The organism is Micromonospora sp. C41 (genome assembly GCF_018070485.1).
GTDB lineage: Bacteria > Actinomycetota > Actinomycetes > Mycobacteriales > Micromonosporaceae > Micromonospora > Micromonospora chalcea.
The window spans coordinates 13,846-30,193 of the sequence record NZ_JAGPXP010000047.1 but is presented as its reverse complement, the minus strand read 5'-3'; the positions used below and the strand labels follow the sequence as shown (position 1 = coordinate 30,193).

The window sequence follows — 16,348 nt, the reverse complement described above, 5'->3', positions numbered from 1 at the left end:
GTATAAGAGACCGGTACCGGCCGCCAGGCGCACGACGTGATAGCCGTCGACCTGCCGGGCTTCGGCCGCTCCCCGGTGCCCGCCACCGGGCTGCCCGCCGACATGCCCGGCCTGACCGCGGCCATGGTCGAGCTGTTCGCCGCGTTCGGGCTGGAGCGCCCGCACGTCGCGGGCAACAGCCTCGGCGGGGCGATCGCGCTGGAACTCGCCGCGCTCGGCGCGGTCTCCTCGGCCACCGCGCTGTCCCCGGCCGGCTTCTGCACCGCCCGCGAGCTGCGCTGGGCGCTGACCGTGCTCGCCCTGCACCGCAACGCGGCCCGGCTGCCCGAGCCGGTGCTGCGCCGCCTGTTCGCCGCGCCCGCGCTGCGGATGCTGGCGATGGGCATGATCCTGGCCCGGCCCAACCGGATGACCCTCGACGACGCGGTCGCCGACGCCCGCGCGCTGCGCCAGGCGCGGGCGTTCCGCGCCGTCGCGCGCGCCGGCCGGGGGTACGCCTACGCGGGCGCGCCGACGGTGCCGGTCACCGTGGCATGGGGCACCCGGGACCGGATCCTGCCCTACCGGCAGGCGGCGCTGGCGCGTACCCGGCTGCCCGCCGCGCGGCACCTGGACCTGCCCGGCTGCGGCCACGTGCCGATGCACGACGATCCGGAGCTGGTCGCCTCGGTCATCCTCGGCACCACCGGCGTCCGGGCGGGCTGAGCCTCACTCGGTCGCGCCGAACGGGAACGTGTGCACGTACCGCATGGTCCAGCCGCCCGCCGCGGCGTGCTCGTCGCGTTCGTAGAGGTGGTCGGCCACCCCCTCGGCCGGCTCCTCGGGATGCCGCAGCACCCACCGGGGCGGTGGCCCGCCGTCCGGCCCCGCGGGCAGGTCCCGGGTCAGCTCGTCGGCCGGACCGCCGACGAACCGTACGCGCACCGAAGCCACCGCTGTCCTCCCTGTGTCGACCCCTCGCCGCGAAGCTACCCCGCCGGAATGGAAACCCCCGCCGGTTTGCACAGCTCCGGGGCCGGGTAGCGGGACCGGAGGGCACACCGGACGAGGCGAGGAGTGGGCGATGCGGACGCTGGGCGGGCGGTACGAGCTCGAACAGCGGGCCGGCCTGGGTGGCATGTCGGAGGTCTGGCGGGCGCACGACCGTGTGCTGGACCGGACCGTCGCGGTGAAGCTGATCTCGCCCCGGCTCGACGGCGAGGCCGGCTCGGTGGAGCGGATCCGGGCCGAGGCGCGCTCGGCGGCTCGCCTGGTGCACCCGAACGTCGCGAGCGTGCACGACTTCGGCACCGCCACGCTGCCCGACGGCCGGCCGGCGCCGTACATCGTGATGGAGCTGGCCGAGGGCGAGACGCTCGCCGCGCACCTGCGCGCGGGGCCGCTGGACTGGCGGATCGCGGCGCGGGTCTGCGCTGAGGTGTGCGCCGCGCTCGCGGCCGCGCACGCGCACGGCATCGTGCACCGGGACGTGAAGCCCGCGAACGTGATCCTCACCCCGTGCGGGGTGAAGGTGCTCGACTTCGGTATCGCCACCCCGGCCGGCGCGCCGGACCACACTCCGGACGGCGTGGTGGTGGGCACCCCCGCCTATCTGGCGCCGGAGCAGCTCGACCGGCAGCCCGCCACCCCGGCCGCCGACATGTACGCCCTCGGCGTGCTGCTCTACTACTGCCTCACCGGTCACCTGCCGTACGAGGCGGACAGCACCACCCGGCTGCTCGGGCCGGGGGGACGCCGGCCCGAGCCCCGGCCGCTGCCCGACGTTCCCGGGCTGCCGCCCGAGGTGGCCGACCTGTGCCGCAGCTGCCTCGACGCCGACCCGGCGGCCCGGCCGACCAGCCCGATGGCCGCGCTGCTGCTGGCCGAGGCGGTGGACGCCCGGGTGTACGTGCCGATGAGCGCGGTGCTGCCCCGCCAGCGCGCGGAGCAGGTCTCGCCGTGGACCAGCCGGGCGGCCGCCGAGGCCACCGAGGCGATGGCCGTCGACGCCGCGCCGAGCGGCCGGGTCGGCTGAGCGCTCCTACTGCCCACCCGGGCGCGGTTTCGCTGCTCGGGGTCCGGGAACGCGGTCCGGTGAGTGACGGGAGGAACGCGATGCCGGATCCGAGTTCCTGGCTGGCCGAGACGGCCACGGCGACCGCGGCGGGCGGTCACGTACGCACCGACGACGGCGGTCTCTCCTCCGCCCTGGCGTCCCCGCTGGCGCCGCACTGCACCGGTCTGACGCCGGAGCAGCTCCTGGCCGCGGCGTTCGCCTCCTGCCTGCACCACGCGGCTGTGGAGGCGGCCGGGGAGATCACCGACGAGGCGCACACCGTGCAGGTGACCGCAGAGGCGAAACTGGGCCGCGACGACGACGGCCGTTACCGGGCCGACGTGCACGCCGAGATCTCCTCGGCGGGACTGACCCGGGATCAGCTGGCCGACCTGGTCGCGTACGCCGACCGGCTCTGGCCGTTCTCCAGCGGCGACCCGAGCCGGCACCGGCTCACGGTGACCCCGGCGGAGAACGGCCGGCACTGAGCGCTCACCAGCGGAAGCCAGCGGTCACCGCGCGGTGGTCGCTGTCCGGGGTGTGCAGCACCCCGGCAGTGGTGGGGGTGAGTCCCCGGTAGAGGACGTGGTCCGGTCGGGTCACCGGTAGCTCCGCCGGCCAGGTGAAGCCGAATCCCTGCCCGGCCTCGGCCTGAGCGTCGCGCAGCAGCCGGGTCAGCGGGTCGAAGACCCGGTCGGTGGTGGCGGTGTTCAGGTCGCCGAGCACCACCAGCCGCTCCGCCGGGTCGGCGCGTACGGCGTCGGCCAGCGCGGCGACGGTCTGGTCCCGGGTGGCGGTGTGCCCGGCGCGCGCGGAGCCGAGGTGGACGACGTACACGGTCAGGTCGCCCCGGGGGGCGGCCACCACGGCGCGCAGCGCGCGGTCCCAGCCCAGCCCGGTGTCGATGCCGTGCGCCTCCCGGATCGGCCACCGGCTCCACAGCGCGACCGTCGACACCACCGCGCGGTGCGGGTACCGGCCGGCGAGGACCGGCGCCACCCGGTCGCCGTCGGCGACCTCCTGGAGCCCGATCAGGTCCGGTCCGTCGCCGGCGAGCGCGCCCACCGTGGCGGCCGGGTCGGGGTTGCCCACGCGCAGGTTCTGGCTGGCCACCCGCACCGAGGCGCCCGCCGCGCCGGCCGCCGGGGGCAGCCACGCGCGCCCGTACAGGCCGGCCCAGACCAGCGCCGGCAGCAGCACCGCCAGCAGCGCCGGGCGGGAGCGGCGCAGCAGCGCCACGAGCGCGAGCACCGGTACGCCGAGGCCGAGCAGCGGAACGGCGCTGTCCAGCAGGCTGCCCAGCCCGTGCACGTTCGGCACCGCCCGATGGCCGGCGAGCAGCGCCGCGAGCAGCCCGGCGCAGGCGATGACGACGAGTCCGCGCCGCCTCCGGCGGCCGGACGGCTCTCCGGGGCCACGCTCGTCGGCCTTCTGCTCGGTCACCGTCGGAATCGTAACGAGCGCCCGGGTCACCGTGCCGGGGCCTCGCCATGATCCACAGCGGTCGCCGCCATCCGGGGCGGTCGATGCTTCCGGTCGGCGGACCGCCGCACCGGCGGGGCTGCTCGACCAGCCTGCCCTCCTCCGAACGGTGGAGGGCGGCGCGTGGCCCGGGTTGCTCGTGCTCGCGTCCGCTTTCCCGGCCTTAAACCGACATGAGGCATGTTCCGGGTACGCGAGGTTCGCTTGCTTGGTGATCGGCCGAGTGAATTGTCGGCCGCGAATCCGGCAGATTGTGGCGCATGCCACCAATCACCCCGATGGCAACGGTCCGGAAGCTCTCTAGCCTCGGCGGGTGCCTCCCGACCACCCCTCCCACCAGCCGTTGCCCGCCAACCGCCCGGTTCGCCGAACGATTGACCCGGCATCAGCCGAACGGAGAGTGGGGCGTCACCGCGCCCCGGAGCAGCCCCGGCGCGGCCCGGCCCGCTCCGTACCGGGCCGGATCGCGGTGGCCACCGGTGTCACCTGTTGCCTCGGCCTGATCGGCGTAGCAGGCGTCGGCGAGACCGGCCCCGCGCGGCTGGACGTGCACGAGGCGGTCGCCGACCGGGCCGCCGCCGAGCAGCGGGCCTCCCGCGACTTCACCCGCCTCGCGCCACCTGTCGCCGCGGCGCCGGCCCTGCCCGCCCCGGCCGCCACGCCGAGCCCGGCCGCGTCGACGAAGAAGCCGCCGCGCAAGCCCGCCCGCCCGAAGAACCCGCGGCCGGTCGCCGGGCTGGACCAGCGGCAGATGAACAACGCGAAGATCATCGTGGACGTGGGGCGGGACATGGGCATGCCCCGCCGGGCACTCGTCGTGGCGGTGGCCACCGCGATGCAGGAGAGCAACCTCTACAACCTGGCCAGCGACGTGCTCCCGGAGTCCTTCGACCACCCGCACCAGGGCAGCGGCTCCGACCACGACTCGGTCGGGCTGTTCCAGCAGCGCCCCAGCAGCGGCTGGGGCACCGTCGCCCAGCTCATGCGACCCTCGTACGCGGCCCGCGCCTTCTACACCGCCCTGCGCGAGGTGCCCGGCTGGGCGGACATGAGCGTCACCGCCGCCGCCCAGGCGGTGCAGGTGTCCGCGTACCCGGACGCGTACGCCCGGCACGAGGACCGGGCCGCGACGATCGTGGCGGCGCTGACCTGACCCGGACCGGTCAGGCGGCGCCGGGCCGCACGCCCGCGGCGGCGGTCGGGGTGTCCACCGGCACCCGCTCGCCGCGCGCGCCGGCCAGGATCTCGTCCACCCGGGACTCGCGGCGACGCCGTGCCAGCAGGGCCGCCTCGAACTCGCGGCGGGCCCGCAGAGCGTCGGCGTACGCCTCCTCCCGCAACCGGCGGGCCTCCTCGCGGGCGGCCTCCAGCTCGGCGCGGGCGGTGGCCAGCAGCTCGGCGGCCTCCCGCTCGGCCGGCGACGGGCGGGCCGCCTCCGGGCCCTCGACCGGCGCGGTCCGCCGGTGGAGGAAGTCGCACAGGTGCAGGGCGTCGGACCGGATCTGATCCCACTCCCGGCCGGCCCCGGCGGCGCCCTCCGCCCGCGCCGCCAGCCGCCCCAGCCGCAGGCTCAGCTCGTCGAGGCAGGAATCCACCTGACGCCTGTCGTATCCGGTCTCCACCACCGAGAACCTCATGCGTCGCCCCCCAGGCAGCCGGTGTTCGTCCCCACTGCCGATCCTGCGGGCCGGTCGCTCACGGGCGGGGCCGTTCCCACAAAATGTTCAGGATGCGGAGGCCCGGACTTCCCGCACCTACTGGTGCTTCGGGAGCACGACCACCCGGCCGAAGAACTCGTCGATACGGCGTACCACGTCGTTGAAGTCGTCCAGGTCGATCGGCTTGGTCACGTACGCGTTGGCCTGCAACGTGTAGCTGCTGACCACGTCGGTGTCGGCGTTGGAGGTGGTCAGCACCACGATCGGGATGGTCCGCAGGCTCTCGTCGCCCTTGACCTCGCCCAGCACCTGCCGCCCGTCCATCCGGGGCATGTTCAGGTCCAGCAGGATCACGTCCGGACGCTGCGCCTCGGCGTGCCGGCCCTCGCGCCGGAGGAACTCCATCGCCTCCTGACCGTCGGCGACCACGTCGATGACCTTGTCGACGTCGGAGTCGGCGAGCGCCTCCTCGATCATCAGGACGTCACCCGGATCGTCGTCCACCACCAGGATGCGAACCGGGCTCGGGCTGCTCTGACCCATCGTCTTACCTGCTTGTCTCGAGGAGGGCGGCCGGCCGCACGGCCGGTTGCTGGCGGGGAAATGTACCGGATCAGGAGGCGGCCGGCGCGGCCGGGTCGACGGTGTCACGGGCGTACCGGAGCACCTCGGCCAGCCCGGTCACCTGCAGCACCCGGGCCACCCGGCCGGTCGCCCCGGTCAGGCGCAGCCAGCCGCCGTCGGCGGCGACGAGATTGTCCCCGCGCACGAAGGCGGCGATGCCGGTGGAGTCGCAGAAGGTCAGCTCGGCGAGGTCGAGCAGCAGCTCGCGCTGCCCCTCGGCGATCAGCCGGTCGATCGCCGAGTTCAGCTCGGGGGCCGTGCCCAGGTCGAGCTCACCGGCGAGCCGGAGGCAGACGCCGCCCCCGTCCCGCTGGGCGTACGTGACGGTGAACGTCACTCTGGCCCCCCTCGCTCCCCACCGCAGGCGAACGCTTGCAGTAGTGCAAGTATATGGGACGGCCCATCCGGGTGCCGTCAGCGGCCCGCCGCAGACAGGCCGCCGACCAGAGCCCGGGACCGGTCGAGGAAACCGGCCGCGCGCGGGAAGTCGCGCAACTGCTGTCCATAGTGCTCCAGCGTCAGGCCGACCGCCCCCGCCGGCACCCCGCGGCTGACCAGGATCTCCACCAGCCACTCGACGAACGCGGTGAACAGCGTCCCGTCGTCCACATAGAGCGCGGCGGCCAGGAAGTCCACGATGTAACCGAGGTCGCTGATCGTGGAGTCGAGCTGCGCCGGGGTATAGCCGGACACCGACGGCACCCGCTCCCGCAGGTCGGCCAGGGCGCTGTCGATCAACTCGCCGCGCCGCTTGACCAGGCTGGCGTACTCGTCGTCGGCCAGGTGGTCCAGCCGGGCCGGCGGCGCCGCACGCAGCGCCCGCTCGTCGGCCACCAGGTCGGCCGCGGCCGGCGCGTCCGGCGCCCACGGCACACCCAGCACACGCGCCCAGCGGCCGTCCTCGCCGAAGCCCCGGCCACCCACCACCACCGGCACGTCAGAGCGGCGGCACGCCTCCACCATCCGGTGGGCGTGCGGCAGCCGCATCGGCAGCGCGCAGGCCAGCGCCACCGCCTCCGCGTCGTAACGGTGCAGGTAGGAGACCAGGTGGGCGGCGGGCACGCTGGCGCCGAGGAAGACGACCTGCCAGCCGCGCAACCGCAGCACCTCGGCCACCAGCCGGGCCGGCAGCGCGTGCCACTCGCCGTCCATGCAGGCCATCACGATCCGTCCCCGCGTCGGCCGGGGATCGGCGTACGCGGCCACCGCCGCCACCACCCGCTCGCTGATGTGCGTGGCGGCGTGCTCCTCGGCGACGCTCCACTCGTTGCGCGCCCACCGTTCGCCCACCTCGGCCTGCGCCGGCGCGACCAGGTCGAGCAGCACCCGCTCGGCGGGCACGCCCGCCTCCAGGAGCCCCAGGGCCACCGCCACGGCGGCGGACTCGTCCGCGTCGGCCAGGCACTCCAGGTAGCGGGCGAAGGCGTGACCCGCATCGACCCCGACAGTCGGCACTGTCACGCGGACCACTCCCTCGTCAGCTCCGCCGCGGCCGGTTCCGGCACCGCGTGCAGGTGCCGGGGCGCCCGCCCGGCCGGGCCGGTCGCCCGCAGCGCCAGCACCGCTATGTCGTCGTGGTCGCCGTGCGCGAGCCAGTCACAGGTCACCTGCTCGACCCGTTCGGCCAGCGCGGGCGCCGGCATCCGGTTACAGCCGGCCACGGCGTTGAGCAGCCGCTCGGCGCCGAACTGCTCGTCGCCGCGCCGGCCGCCCCGCGCCTCGGTCACGCCGTCGCTGTAGAAGAGGCAGGTCTCCCCCGGCGCCAGGCGCACGGTGACCTCGCCGATGCGGGGATCGGGCACAACGCCGATCAGCATGCCGCGCAACGGCACCACCTCGACGTCACCGGACTCCCGCAGCACCAGCGGGGGCAGGTGCCCGCCACCGGCCAGGGTCAGGGTCTGGCCGCCGTCGCGGTGCGGACGCGCCACGCCGAGGACCATGGTGGCGAACCGGCCCTGCCCGTGTGCCTGGGTGGTCTCCAGCAGCGCGTCGTTGAGCAGCTTCAGCAGCCGCCCGGGCTGGCTCTCGACCCGGTGCAGCGCCTGCAGGCACTGGCGCAGCTGGCCGGTGAAGACGGCCGCCTCCACGCCCTTGCCCGACACGTCACCGAGAAAGAAGACCGACCCGCCGTCGGTGAGCTGGTGCGAACCGTAGAAGTCGCCGCCGATGCGCCGGCCGGCCTGCGCGGGCCGGTACGCGGTGCCCCACTGCACGCCGGTCGCGGGAGCCGGCTCGACCGGCAGCAGGCTGGCCTGCAGCGTGTCGGCGACCTCGGCCTGGTCGCGGTAGAGCAGAGCGGTGGTCAGCGCCGCGCCGGCCCGTGCCGCGAACGCGCGGATCAGGTCCACATCGGCCTCGTCGTACCAGCGGTCGGCGCGGCGGGCCACCAGCAGCGCGCCGGCCGGCGCATCCCGGCCGGGCAGCGGCACCACCCGGGCGACGGCGCCGGAGGTGTCCAGACCGGGCAGCCAACCCGCCTCCGCGGCCTGCTCGACCAGCCAGTCCAGCTCGTGCGGCTCGGCGCCGGACAGGCCGGCCTCGATGGCCACGGGCAGCGCCGGGGCGGGCAGCACGCCGCTGTCCACCACGGGCGCCTGGTCGTCGGCGCGTACCGCCCGCCACCACCGGGACCGGCCGGAGCGGGGGGCGAGCACCAGGACCGCCACGTCGGCCGCCGTCGGTACGGCGAGGCGGACCACGGCCGCGGCCGCCCGGTCGGGGTGCAGCGGATTGCCGAGCTTCTCGCCGACCACGGCGAGGAACGCCGAGCGGGCCCGCTCGGCCAGCAGCGCGTCGGCCCGGCTGACGCTCTCGGTGACGTCCTCGACGTACCAGCAGCGCCGGTGACCGGACAGCGCGACCGGCCGTACGCGCAGCCGTCGCCCATGGTGGGTGAACTCCGCCGGGCCGTCGCCGCGCAGCGCGTCCACGCCCGCCGCGGCGAGCAGCTCGCCGGCGGTCACCTCGGGGACCAGGCGCTCCGCGACGGGGCTCACGTGCCGCACGACACCGTCGGCGTCGCAGACGACAAGGCCCTCCCGGAAGTGCTCGACGACCTCGGACCAGTCCGGGACGGCGGGGCCGCGGTCGGCTGCCAGCGGCGGCAGGGCAGGCGTCGCCGCAGCGGCGGCGGACCACGCCGGGACCCGTGCGGCACTCGGCGTGGAGATCCGTCCGTCGCCCGGGTCGGCACCCCTGACGTCGGCAGCAGTCACCAGCTGAGCCCCACTCTCCTCGTCGGCACCCCCGGGGCGCCGCACGGCGCCTGTGGCCACATCTCTTCGCCCCACACTACGCCGGTATGCCGGTACCGCCACCCAGCCGACGCTGCTGGGCCGGCCCGCGCGCGCCCAGCGGGGCGGTGCCGCTGTTGTTACGATCCAGGCATCCCTGCCCGACCGGCAGCGTGCGGAAAGGCGTGATGGTGGTTCCTCAACGCAGAAGGTCCGAGGCGACCCCGCTGAGCATCTCCGTGGATCGTTCCGACCCTGCCGTCCCGGTGATCGGCGTCGGCGGCGACCTGGCCTACGCCACCGCGGCGCCGCTGCGCGCGGAGGTCGACCGGCTGCTCGCCGGGCGTCCCGCGACGCTCGTGCTCGACTTCGCCGACCTGCTGTTCCTGGACAGCACCGGCCTGTCCGTGATCGTGCACGCCTGGCGGGAGGGGCAGCAGGTCGGCACCCGGATCGAGCTGCGCGCGGTCCCGCGGTTCCTGGAGACCATTCTCGACCTGACCGGCGTCACCGGCCTGCTCGACCGTGCGCCGGTCGACGACCGGACCGGGCCGCCCGCCACGGGTTCGGCCGCCTCCGCGTGACCCCGGGGGTTTCCCGCCGGGGTCCGGCTGGGAACATGGGAGCGTGCCCTCCCAGATGCTGACCATCGAGGTGGACCGGCTCGACGCCGGCGCCGTCCGGGTGCGGCTGGCCGGTGAGCTGGACTACGACACCGCCCCGGAACTGGTCGAGGCCGTTGCGCGGCTTCGCCGCGACGGCTGCCAGGAGGTGGAGCTCGACTTCGGCGGCGTGGTCCTCTGCGACTCGTCCGGGCTGAGCGCGCTCGTGGTGATCCACCGCTCCGGCACCGGCGCGGTCCGGCTGCGCAACACCAATCCGCAGGTACGGCATCTGCTGGACCGCACCGGCCTGGCCGAGCTGCTGGCCGCCCCGCCCCGCGACGTGACCGGCGGCGCCCGCGAGGTGGGATGACGCGCGGCACGCCGTTGGCGGGAAGGGGTGGCCCCCGGCCCTGGGACCAGGGGCCGGGGGCCGGGAGGATGGCTCAGGCGGCGGGCGCGGCCTGCCGGCGCGGGCCGGTGGTGTGCGGCTCTCCCACGATCGGGGCCTCGGCGTCCTCCGGCGCGCCGGAATCGGGCGTCTGGAACAGGTAACGGACGAAGTCTCCGGTAGCACCGTCGTCGTCCGCGCCCGGCCACTGCCCGACGCAGTCGACGCCGATCACCTCACGCCCGGTGCCGTCGTGGTGCTCCAGCAGCGCCCAGAGGGTCACCGGGTAGCAGCGGGTGACGTCCGGGCCGATCCGCCAGCGGGCGTACCACCCGGGACGGGCGGGGACGATCTCCACGATCCGTTTCATGTCGACCTGCCCTTCCGCGTGCGTCGGAAGTTGTCCGGTCCATCCGATCCTGCCGCCCGCCGGGGTGACCGCTCCTCACCCGCAGCGAGTGAAGCCTCCGCCGGGCGGGCCTCCCGTTAGCTTCCCGGCAGCGCCGGGAACGCGGTCGGCGCAAGCGCAACCGACCAGGAACGAGGTGCGACGATGCGCAAGCAGATGGAGGGCGACAACCAGCGCCGCCGGGCTCTCGCCCGCGAGGCCCGCGAGCGAGGGCTGCGGCCGAGCCAGACCGGCGCCAGCCTGAGCGCGTCCAAGCAGGTCACCTCGCTGGACCGGCACGACCGGTCCGGCCCGCCGCCGGCCGGACGGCACAAGCCGGACACCACGCGCGGCGGTCCCGCGCCGCCGCCGGTCGCCGTCGCGGAGCAGCAGCGCCCGCTGCCGGACCCGACGCCGTCACCCGGGGTCTCGATGAGCTACCGGGATCTCGTCGACGACGTGAGCCGGCGCGCCGGGGTGGACTTCACCACGGCCAAGGTCGCCGCGGAGGGCACCGTGCTGGCCCTGGCCCAGGCGCTGGACGAGGTGGAACGTGAGCGACTGCTGGAGGCGGTGCCGCTGACCCTGCACGACGTGGTGCCGGTGTACGGCATGGAACCCCGCCGCGACCTGCCCGGGTTCCTGGCCGAGGTCGGCCGCTACAGCCGCCTCACCCCGGAGCAGGCGCGCTACCAGGCCGAGGCGACGCTCGCCGCGCTCAGTGAGGCCGACGCGGAGCTGGTCGAGTCGCTGCGCGTACCCGACGAGTTGCGTGACCTGCTCGGGCCGACCGACTTCGGCGGCGGCCTGGTGGGCGCGTCCTCGGCCACCGCGCCACTGACCGAGCCGGAGCTGCGTGACGCGCTCGCGGCGCTGCCCTACTGGTCCAGCGACCGGCGGTCGCTGGTGCGCACGATCGAGTTGCCCGGCGGCAACCTGGACCGGGTACTCGACCGGCTGGACCAGCTCAAGTCCGAGGCCGGGCGCGCGCCGCAGATCGGGCGGCCGGACCCGGACAACGCCGTGCTGACGGTCCGCACACAGCAGGTCGACGGCGTGACCGCGGCGGACGTCGACCTCGCGCACCGGGTGGATGCGGCAGTCGACGAGGCCGGCGCCGGGATGGCGGCCGGCTGACCCGGCGGCGGAACGGTCCCGGTCCCCCGCGGGCCGGGGCCATCCGTGGCCGGGCGGTACCGTGTCCCGCCGTGGATCACGACGACACCGAGACCCTGGAGATCGTGGTGGACCCGGCCCGCCCGTCCGGGCGCACGCTGCTGGCCGACGGGGTCGAGCAGTCGTACGTGGACGTGGCCGACGCCCGGTACCTGCACTTCGAGTACGTGCGGCGGATCGCCGCCGCGATCGACCTGGCCGCCCCGCGGGGCGCGGCGCTGACGGCGCTGCACCTGGGCGGGGGCGCGCTCACACTGCCGCGCTGGCTCGCGCGCACCCGGCCCGGTTCCGCGCAGCGGGTGATCGAGCGGGACCCGGGCGTGGTCGAGCTGGTCCGGCGGAAGCTGCCGCCGCTGCCGCCGGAGGTGGTGGTCGCGATCGGTGACGCCCGGGAGGCGGTCACCGAGGCGCCGTCCGGGGCGTACGACGTGGTGGTGGCCGACGTGTACCGGGCGGCCCGGATGCCCCCGCAGGTGGCGGCGGTCGAGTTCGCGGCGCAGGTGGCCCGCGTGCTGCGCCCGGACGGCATCTATCTGATCAACCTCACCGACCTGCCGCCGCTGGCGCACACCCGGGGGCAGGTGGCCACGCTGCGGGCGGTGTTCGCCGACGTCTGCCTGGTGGCCGACCGGCGGATGCTGCGCGGACGGCGGTACGGCAACGTGGTGCTGGCCGCCTCGCCCACGCCGGGACGGCTGCCGGCGCGCCGGCTCGCCGCCCGGGCCGCCGCCGATCCGGTGCCCGGAACCGTGCTGCACGACGCGACGCTCGACGCGTTCGCCGCCGGCGCCCTCCCGGTCACCGACGCCGACCTGGGCTGAGCCGGGTTTTCCGCCCCGCGCGGCGGGTAGCCGCGCCGGATGAGCACCGCCGACGACCGGTCCACCGCGCGCCGGACGCTTGTGGTGATCGGGCTGGTCCTCGCCACGGTGGTCGGGCTGGCGCTGGTCTGGGCGACCCGGCGGGTGCTGGTGTGGGGTCTGGTGGCGGTGTTCTTCGCGGTCGCGCTGAAACCGCTCGTGGACCGCCTGCAGCGGCGGGTACGCCGCCGCGCGCTGGCCACGCTGCTGGTGTTCCTGGCCGCGTTCGCGCTGTTCGCCGCGGTCGGCGCGCTGATCCTGGTGCCGCTGGTGGACGAGGTGGCCCGCTTCGCCGACCGGCTGCCGGAGCTGGTGCGCGAGGCCCAGGCCGGGCGGGGACCGGTCGGGCGGCTGCTGGACCGCTTCCACCTGCTCCGGTACGCCGAGCCGGGCCAGCTGCGCCGGTTCGGCTCGCGGCTCGGCGATCCGACGGTCGGGGTGGTCCGCAGCGTGGCCCAGGCGGTGACCGCGCTGGTCACGGTGGTGGTGCTGGCGTACCTGATGGTGCTGGAAGCGCCGAAGATCGTCGCCGCGACGCTGCGGCTGGTCGGCGACGGCCCGGCGCGGCGGCTGCGGCGCATCGGCCGTGACTCGTCCCGGATCGTCACCGGCTACCTCAGCGGCAACGTGCTGATCAGCGTGATCTGCGGCGGCCTGACGTTCGTCGTGCTGTTCCTGCTCGGCGTGCCGTTCGCCGCGGTGATCGCGCTGACGGTCGCCGTGGTGGACCTGATCCCGCTGGTCGGCGCCACGCTCGGGGCGATCGCCGCGGCCGGGGCGGGATTCGTGCACTCCCCCACCGCCGGCATCGTGGTGCTCGTCTTCTTCGTGGTCTACCAGCAGGTGGAGAACCATCTGCTGCAGCCGGTCATCATGGCCCGCGCGGTGCGGCTCAACCCGTTGACGGTGCTGGTCAGCCTGCTGCTGGCGGTGGAGCTGGGCGGCCTGGTCGGCGCGCTGCTGGCGATCCCGGCGGCCGGCATCGCGCAGGTGCTGCTGCGCGAGTTCGTGCCGGCCGGGCGGCAGGCCCTGCCGGAGCCGGCCGACGGCGAGCCGGCGCAGCGGCCGCCGGCCGGCGGGTGAGGGCCGGCCGGCGGGTGCGCGGCGTTCAGCGGCGGCGGGCCAGCTCCGGTGACTCGCTCTCCAGCGGCACCGCGTTCGCCGGGACCAGGCCCAGTTGCACGGCGGGGCGGGGCAGAGTCGCGTCGAGCGCCCAGTCCGCGGCGACCCGGGGCCGGTTACCGGGCATGGCGAGCAGGTGGTAGCCGCGGGTGACGGCCTTGGCCGGCAGCCCGGCCAGCGGGACCTTCAGCGGGTTCGCCGCCGCGTCCTTGCCGCCCAGGTCCACCACCCAGCCCAGGTCGTGATGCTTGTACGACTTGCGCACGCCCTGACCGTAGGACGCGGCGATGTTGTGCGCGGCCAGCTTGCCCTGCCGCTGGGCGTGCTGCGCGGTCATCGCGCACACCTGCCCGGGGCGGGTCGGATCGGGCACGGCGGCGGCGTCGCCGCAGGCGAACACCTCCGGGAAGCCGGGGACGTTGAGGAACTCGTCGACCACCAGCCGGCCCTTCTCGGTGCGCAGCCCCAGCTCGGCCACGAACGGGTCGGGGCGTACGCCGACGCACCAGACGAGGCTGCACGTCGGGACGTACTCGCCGTCGGTGAGCATCACCCCGTCCGGGGTGGCCTCGGCGACCGAGGTGTTCATCCGCACGTCCACGCCGCGCTTGCGCAGCACCCGGTCGGCGGTGACCGACATCCGGCGGTCCAGTTCGGGCAGCACCCGGGGCGCGAGGTCGAGCAGCATCCAGCGCGGCCGGACCTTCAGGTGCGGGCGCTGGGCCATCAGCCGGTCGGTGAACAGCTGCCCGTGCGCGGCCACCTCGGTGCCGGTGTAGCCGGCGCCGACCACCACGAACGTGGCGCGGGCCCGCTGCTCGGCCGGGTCGTCGGTCAGCTCGGCCAGCTCGATCTGTCGGACCACGTGATCGTGCAGGTACAGCGCCTCGGGCAGGCCGCGGAAGCCGTGGGCGTACTCGGTCACGCCGGGGATCGGCAACAGCTTGTTGACGCTGCCGACGCTGAGCACGAGCCGGTCGTACGCGAGCTGACCGTGGTCACCCTCGATCGAGCGGTAGCCGACCCACCGGTTCTGCAGGTCGACCCGGTCCGCCTCGCCGACCACCACGCGGACGCCGTCGAGCGTGCCGGCGAGCGGCACGGCGATCCGGGTCGGCTCCACCACGCCGGCCGCCACCTCGGGCAGCAGCGGCAGGTAGAGGAAGTAGTCGGTCGTGTTCAGCAGGACGATCTCGGCCCGGTCGCGGGCCAGTCGGCGCAACGTCTTGGCCGCGTGGTACCCGGCGAACCCGGCCCCCACGATCACCACACGTGGTTTCGTCATGCCTGCTGCCGTTCCCGGGCAGACCTGCGACAAACACACCCAAGATCCATCCATCAGCGGCTATATGGACATTCCTCGCGATCGACGCGAGGATGTACCGCCTCCGCCGCGGGGTGCTGCCGGTCGGCGACGTCACCGAGGTGACCGTCGACCTGTCCAAGGACAACGTGCTCTTCGGTGTGCGGGCGGTGGACCGGGCCGGGTACCGCAGTCCGGTCGCCTTCCCGAAGCCGGGCAGCTGGGGCTGCTCGGTTCGGCGGTGGCGCGGCCGGTCGTCAGGCGGTGATCGCCCAGCGTTCGTGGTCGCGCCACGCGCCGTCGATGAACAGGTAGTCCGGGGAGAAGCCCTCCAGCCGGAAGCCGAGCCGACGCGCCAGCCGCTTCGACGGCTCGTTGCCGGGTTGGATGTTCGCCTCCAGCCGGTGCAGACCGAGCGGCCCGAACGCGTACCCGATCACCAGGCGCACCCCGGCCGAGGCGTGCCCGGTCCCGGCGTACGGGCGGAACGCCGCGTATCCGAGGTAGCCGCCGCGCAGCGCGCCCCGCACGATGCCGCTGATGTTCGCGTACCCGGCGATCTCACCGCTCTCCCGGTCGCAGAACAGGAACCCGGAACTGTCCCGCCGCCGGATCTTGCGTAGGTACGCCGCGTACAGCTGCGTGTCGTCCGGCGCGGACAGCCACGGATGGTGCAGATCACGGCTGCGCCGGGCGGCGGCGACGAACTCCGCCTCGTCGGCGGGGCGGGGGCGGCGGATGGCGACGCGGCCGTCGCTGCGCAGATATCGCACCGTCCCACTCTCGGCCACCGCCCCCATTCCGCCCCACCCGGGTCAGCTCCGCCACCCGCTGTCCTACTCACCGGGAGCGCTGTTCCACCTCTCAGGACCACAAGAGATCTTGGAAGGAACGCGCCCCCATAGGGGCCATTTCGTTCCAAGATCTCGCCCAGCACGAGGTCTCGTCCCGATCGGCAAGACCGCCAATCCGCCCTTCGGACGCGCCCACGCCCTTGCCCACGCCCACGCCCACGCCCACGCCCACGCGATCTTGCAGTTACCGCCCAAGACTTGCCTGTTTTGCGAGGTTTGCCGGGGCAATAAGTGCAAGATCGCGCACACATGGTGGATCTTGAGGGCTCTTGAGCCAGCGGACCCGTCGGCGATGTGCGGGCCGGGTCGTTTGGCGGTCGGTGCCCGGTTCGCTGTGTTGCGGGGCTGTGGTCGGTGCCACCGTCAGGGTGGAATCGGTGGCGGGCGCGGGGCGTTGTACATGGCTGACCCCGGGACACCGGGACGAGCGCCGAACACCAGCCGCCCGGCACCCCCGCGCGGGTCGCCAGGTCAGGGAATCAGCCCGGCCCGGACGTCGTTACATCCCCGAGCGACGGGCACGCCGCCGTCCCCGGGAATGGCCCCGGTCCGGTCGTGGTTACATCCCCCAGACCCACGCCACCGGTCACCCCCGGCTGGCAGCCACGGTCGGAGGG

Annotated in this window: 19 protein-coding genes; 9 read left to right on the top strand and 10 right to left on the bottom strand. The window is 74.9% G+C overall.

The genetic code is table 11. From position 1 onward, the window contains the following. The first annotated feature begins 36 nt into the window (after window positions 1–36). Complete coding sequence (locus KBX43_RS29720) at window positions 37–705, top strand: alpha/beta fold hydrolase (RefSeq protein ID WP_307851628.1); 669 nt, start codon at window positions 37–39, stop codon at window positions 703–705. A 3-nt stretch (window positions 706–708) separates the two neighbouring features. Here the strand turns inward: KBX43_RS29720 and KBX43_RS29715 are convergent, their stop codons facing one another. Then, window positions 709–933: a hypothetical protein gene (locus KBX43_RS29715; RefSeq protein ID WP_043324550.1), complete on the bottom strand. Its 225-nt coding sequence runs from the start codon at window positions 931–933 to the stop codon at window positions 709–711. A gap of 130 nt (window positions 934–1,063) precedes the next feature. Here KBX43_RS29715 and KBX43_RS29710 point away from each other — a divergent pair, with 130 nt between their 5' ends. Continuing rightward, window positions 1,064–2,014, top strand: a complete 951-nt coding sequence (locus KBX43_RS29710) for a serine/threonine-protein kinase (RefSeq protein WP_064446162.1) — start codon at window positions 1,064–1,066, stop codon at window positions 2,012–2,014. 80 nt (window positions 2,015–2,094) lie between these two features. Next, window positions 2,095–2,523, top strand: coding sequence for an OsmC family protein (locus tag KBX43_RS29705; RefSeq protein WP_013285994.1), 429 nt, complete (start codon window positions 2,095–2,097; stop codon window positions 2,521–2,523). Window positions 2,524–2,527: 4 nt separating this feature from the next. Here KBX43_RS29705 and KBX43_RS29700 read toward each other — a convergent pair whose 3' ends face one another. Continuing rightward, window positions 2,528–3,478: an endonuclease/exonuclease/phosphatase family protein gene (locus KBX43_RS29700; RefSeq protein WP_187694373.1), complete on the bottom strand. Its 951-nt coding sequence runs from the start codon at window positions 3,476–3,478 to the stop codon at window positions 2,528–2,530. A 352-nt stretch (window positions 3,479–3,830) separates the two neighbouring features. Between KBX43_RS29700 and KBX43_RS29695 the strand changes: the two genes are divergently transcribed. Beyond that, the gene (locus KBX43_RS29695; RefSeq protein ID WP_210888413.1) at window positions 3,831–4,670 is read left to right on the top strand and encodes a hypothetical protein; all 840 of its coding nucleotides are present in this window, start codon (window positions 3,831–3,833) and stop codon (window positions 4,668–4,670) included. Between the two features lie 10 nt (window positions 4,671–4,680). On the opposite strand, the gene KBX43_RS29690 is transcribed toward KBX43_RS29695, so the two are convergent. The 5 genes from KBX43_RS29690 to KBX43_RS29670 form a co-directional block, all read right to left on the bottom strand. Continuing rightward, window positions 4,681–5,154: a hypothetical protein gene (locus KBX43_RS29690; RefSeq protein ID WP_064446164.1), complete on the bottom strand. Its 474-nt coding sequence runs from the start codon at window positions 5,152–5,154 to the stop codon at window positions 4,681–4,683. A 117-nt stretch (window positions 5,155–5,271) separates the two neighbouring features. Beyond that, window positions 5,272–5,718, bottom strand: coding sequence for a response regulator (locus KBX43_RS29685; RefSeq protein ID WP_030504307.1), 447 nt, complete (start codon window positions 5,716–5,718; stop codon window positions 5,272–5,274). Between the two features lie 70 nt (window positions 5,719–5,788). Continuing rightward, a complete protein-coding gene (locus KBX43_RS29680) occupies window positions 5,789–6,136 on the bottom strand; it encodes an STAS domain-containing protein (RefSeq protein WP_043324561.1) in 348 nt (115 codons plus the stop codon). A 77-nt stretch (window positions 6,137–6,213) separates the two neighbouring features. Then, window positions 6,214–7,260, bottom strand: a complete 1,047-nt coding sequence (locus KBX43_RS29675; protein WP_104112811.1) for a B12-binding domain-containing protein — start codon at window positions 7,258–7,260, stop codon at window positions 6,214–6,216. Next, complete coding sequence (locus KBX43_RS29670; protein ID WP_210888410.1) at window positions 7,257–9,017, bottom strand: PP2C family protein-serine/threonine phosphatase; 1,761 nt, start codon at window positions 9,015–9,017, stop codon at window positions 7,257–7,259. The genes KBX43_RS29675 and KBX43_RS29670 overlap by 4 nt, the downstream gene beginning before the upstream one ends. 257 nt (window positions 9,018–9,274) lie before the next feature. Here KBX43_RS29670 and KBX43_RS29665 point away from each other — a divergent pair, with 257 nt between their 5' ends. Both KBX43_RS29665 and KBX43_RS29660 read left to right on the top strand, forming a co-directional pair. Next, window positions 9,275–9,619, top strand: a complete 345-nt coding sequence (locus tag KBX43_RS29665) for an STAS domain-containing protein (protein WP_043324565.1) — start codon at window positions 9,275–9,277, stop codon at window positions 9,617–9,619. A 43-nt stretch (window positions 9,620–9,662) separates the two neighbouring features. Continuing rightward, window positions 9,663–10,010, top strand: coding sequence for an STAS domain-containing protein (locus KBX43_RS29660; protein WP_233514741.1), 348 nt, complete (start codon window positions 9,663–9,665; stop codon window positions 10,008–10,010). 73 nt (window positions 10,011–10,083) lie between these two features. Here the strand turns inward: KBX43_RS29660 and KBX43_RS29655 are convergent, their stop codons facing one another. Beyond that, complete coding sequence (locus KBX43_RS29655; RefSeq protein ID WP_030504313.1) at window positions 10,084–10,398, bottom strand: hypothetical protein; 315 nt, start codon at window positions 10,396–10,398, stop codon at window positions 10,084–10,086. 183 nt (window positions 10,399–10,581) lie between these two features. Here KBX43_RS29655 and KBX43_RS29650 point away from each other — a divergent pair, with 183 nt between their 5' ends. The 3 genes from KBX43_RS29650 (at window position 10,582) to KBX43_RS29640 (ending at window position 13,535) form a co-directional block, all read left to right on the top strand. Further along, window positions 10,582–11,553, top strand: a complete 972-nt coding sequence (locus tag KBX43_RS29650) for a DUF2267 domain-containing protein (RefSeq protein ID WP_113973793.1) — start codon at window positions 10,582–10,584, stop codon at window positions 11,551–11,553. Window positions 11,554–11,624: 71 nt separating this feature from the next. Next, window positions 11,625–12,413: a spermidine synthase gene (locus KBX43_RS29645; RefSeq protein WP_210888407.1), complete on the top strand. Its 789-nt coding sequence runs from the start codon at window positions 11,625–11,627 to the stop codon at window positions 12,411–12,413. A 39-nt stretch (window positions 12,414–12,452) separates the two neighbouring features. Then, complete coding sequence (locus tag KBX43_RS29640) at window positions 12,453–13,535, top strand: AI-2E family transporter (RefSeq protein ID WP_043324573.1); 1,083 nt, start codon at window positions 12,453–12,455, stop codon at window positions 13,533–13,535. A 25-nt stretch (window positions 13,536–13,560) separates the two neighbouring features. Here the strand turns inward: KBX43_RS29640 and KBX43_RS29635 are convergent, their stop codons facing one another. Together KBX43_RS29635 and KBX43_RS29630 are read right to left on the bottom strand one after the other, a co-directional pair. After that, complete coding sequence (locus KBX43_RS29635) at window positions 13,561–14,859, bottom strand: NAD(P)/FAD-dependent oxidoreductase (protein WP_064446170.1); 1,299 nt, start codon at window positions 14,857–14,859, stop codon at window positions 13,561–13,563. Between the two features lie 275 nt (window positions 14,860–15,134). Beyond that, on the bottom strand, window positions 15,135–15,650 hold the full coding sequence (locus KBX43_RS29630; RefSeq protein ID WP_244206014.1) for a GNAT family N-acetyltransferase: 516 nt from the start codon (window positions 15,648–15,650) through the stop codon (window positions 15,135–15,137). Window positions 15,651–16,348: the final 698 nt, after the last annotated feature.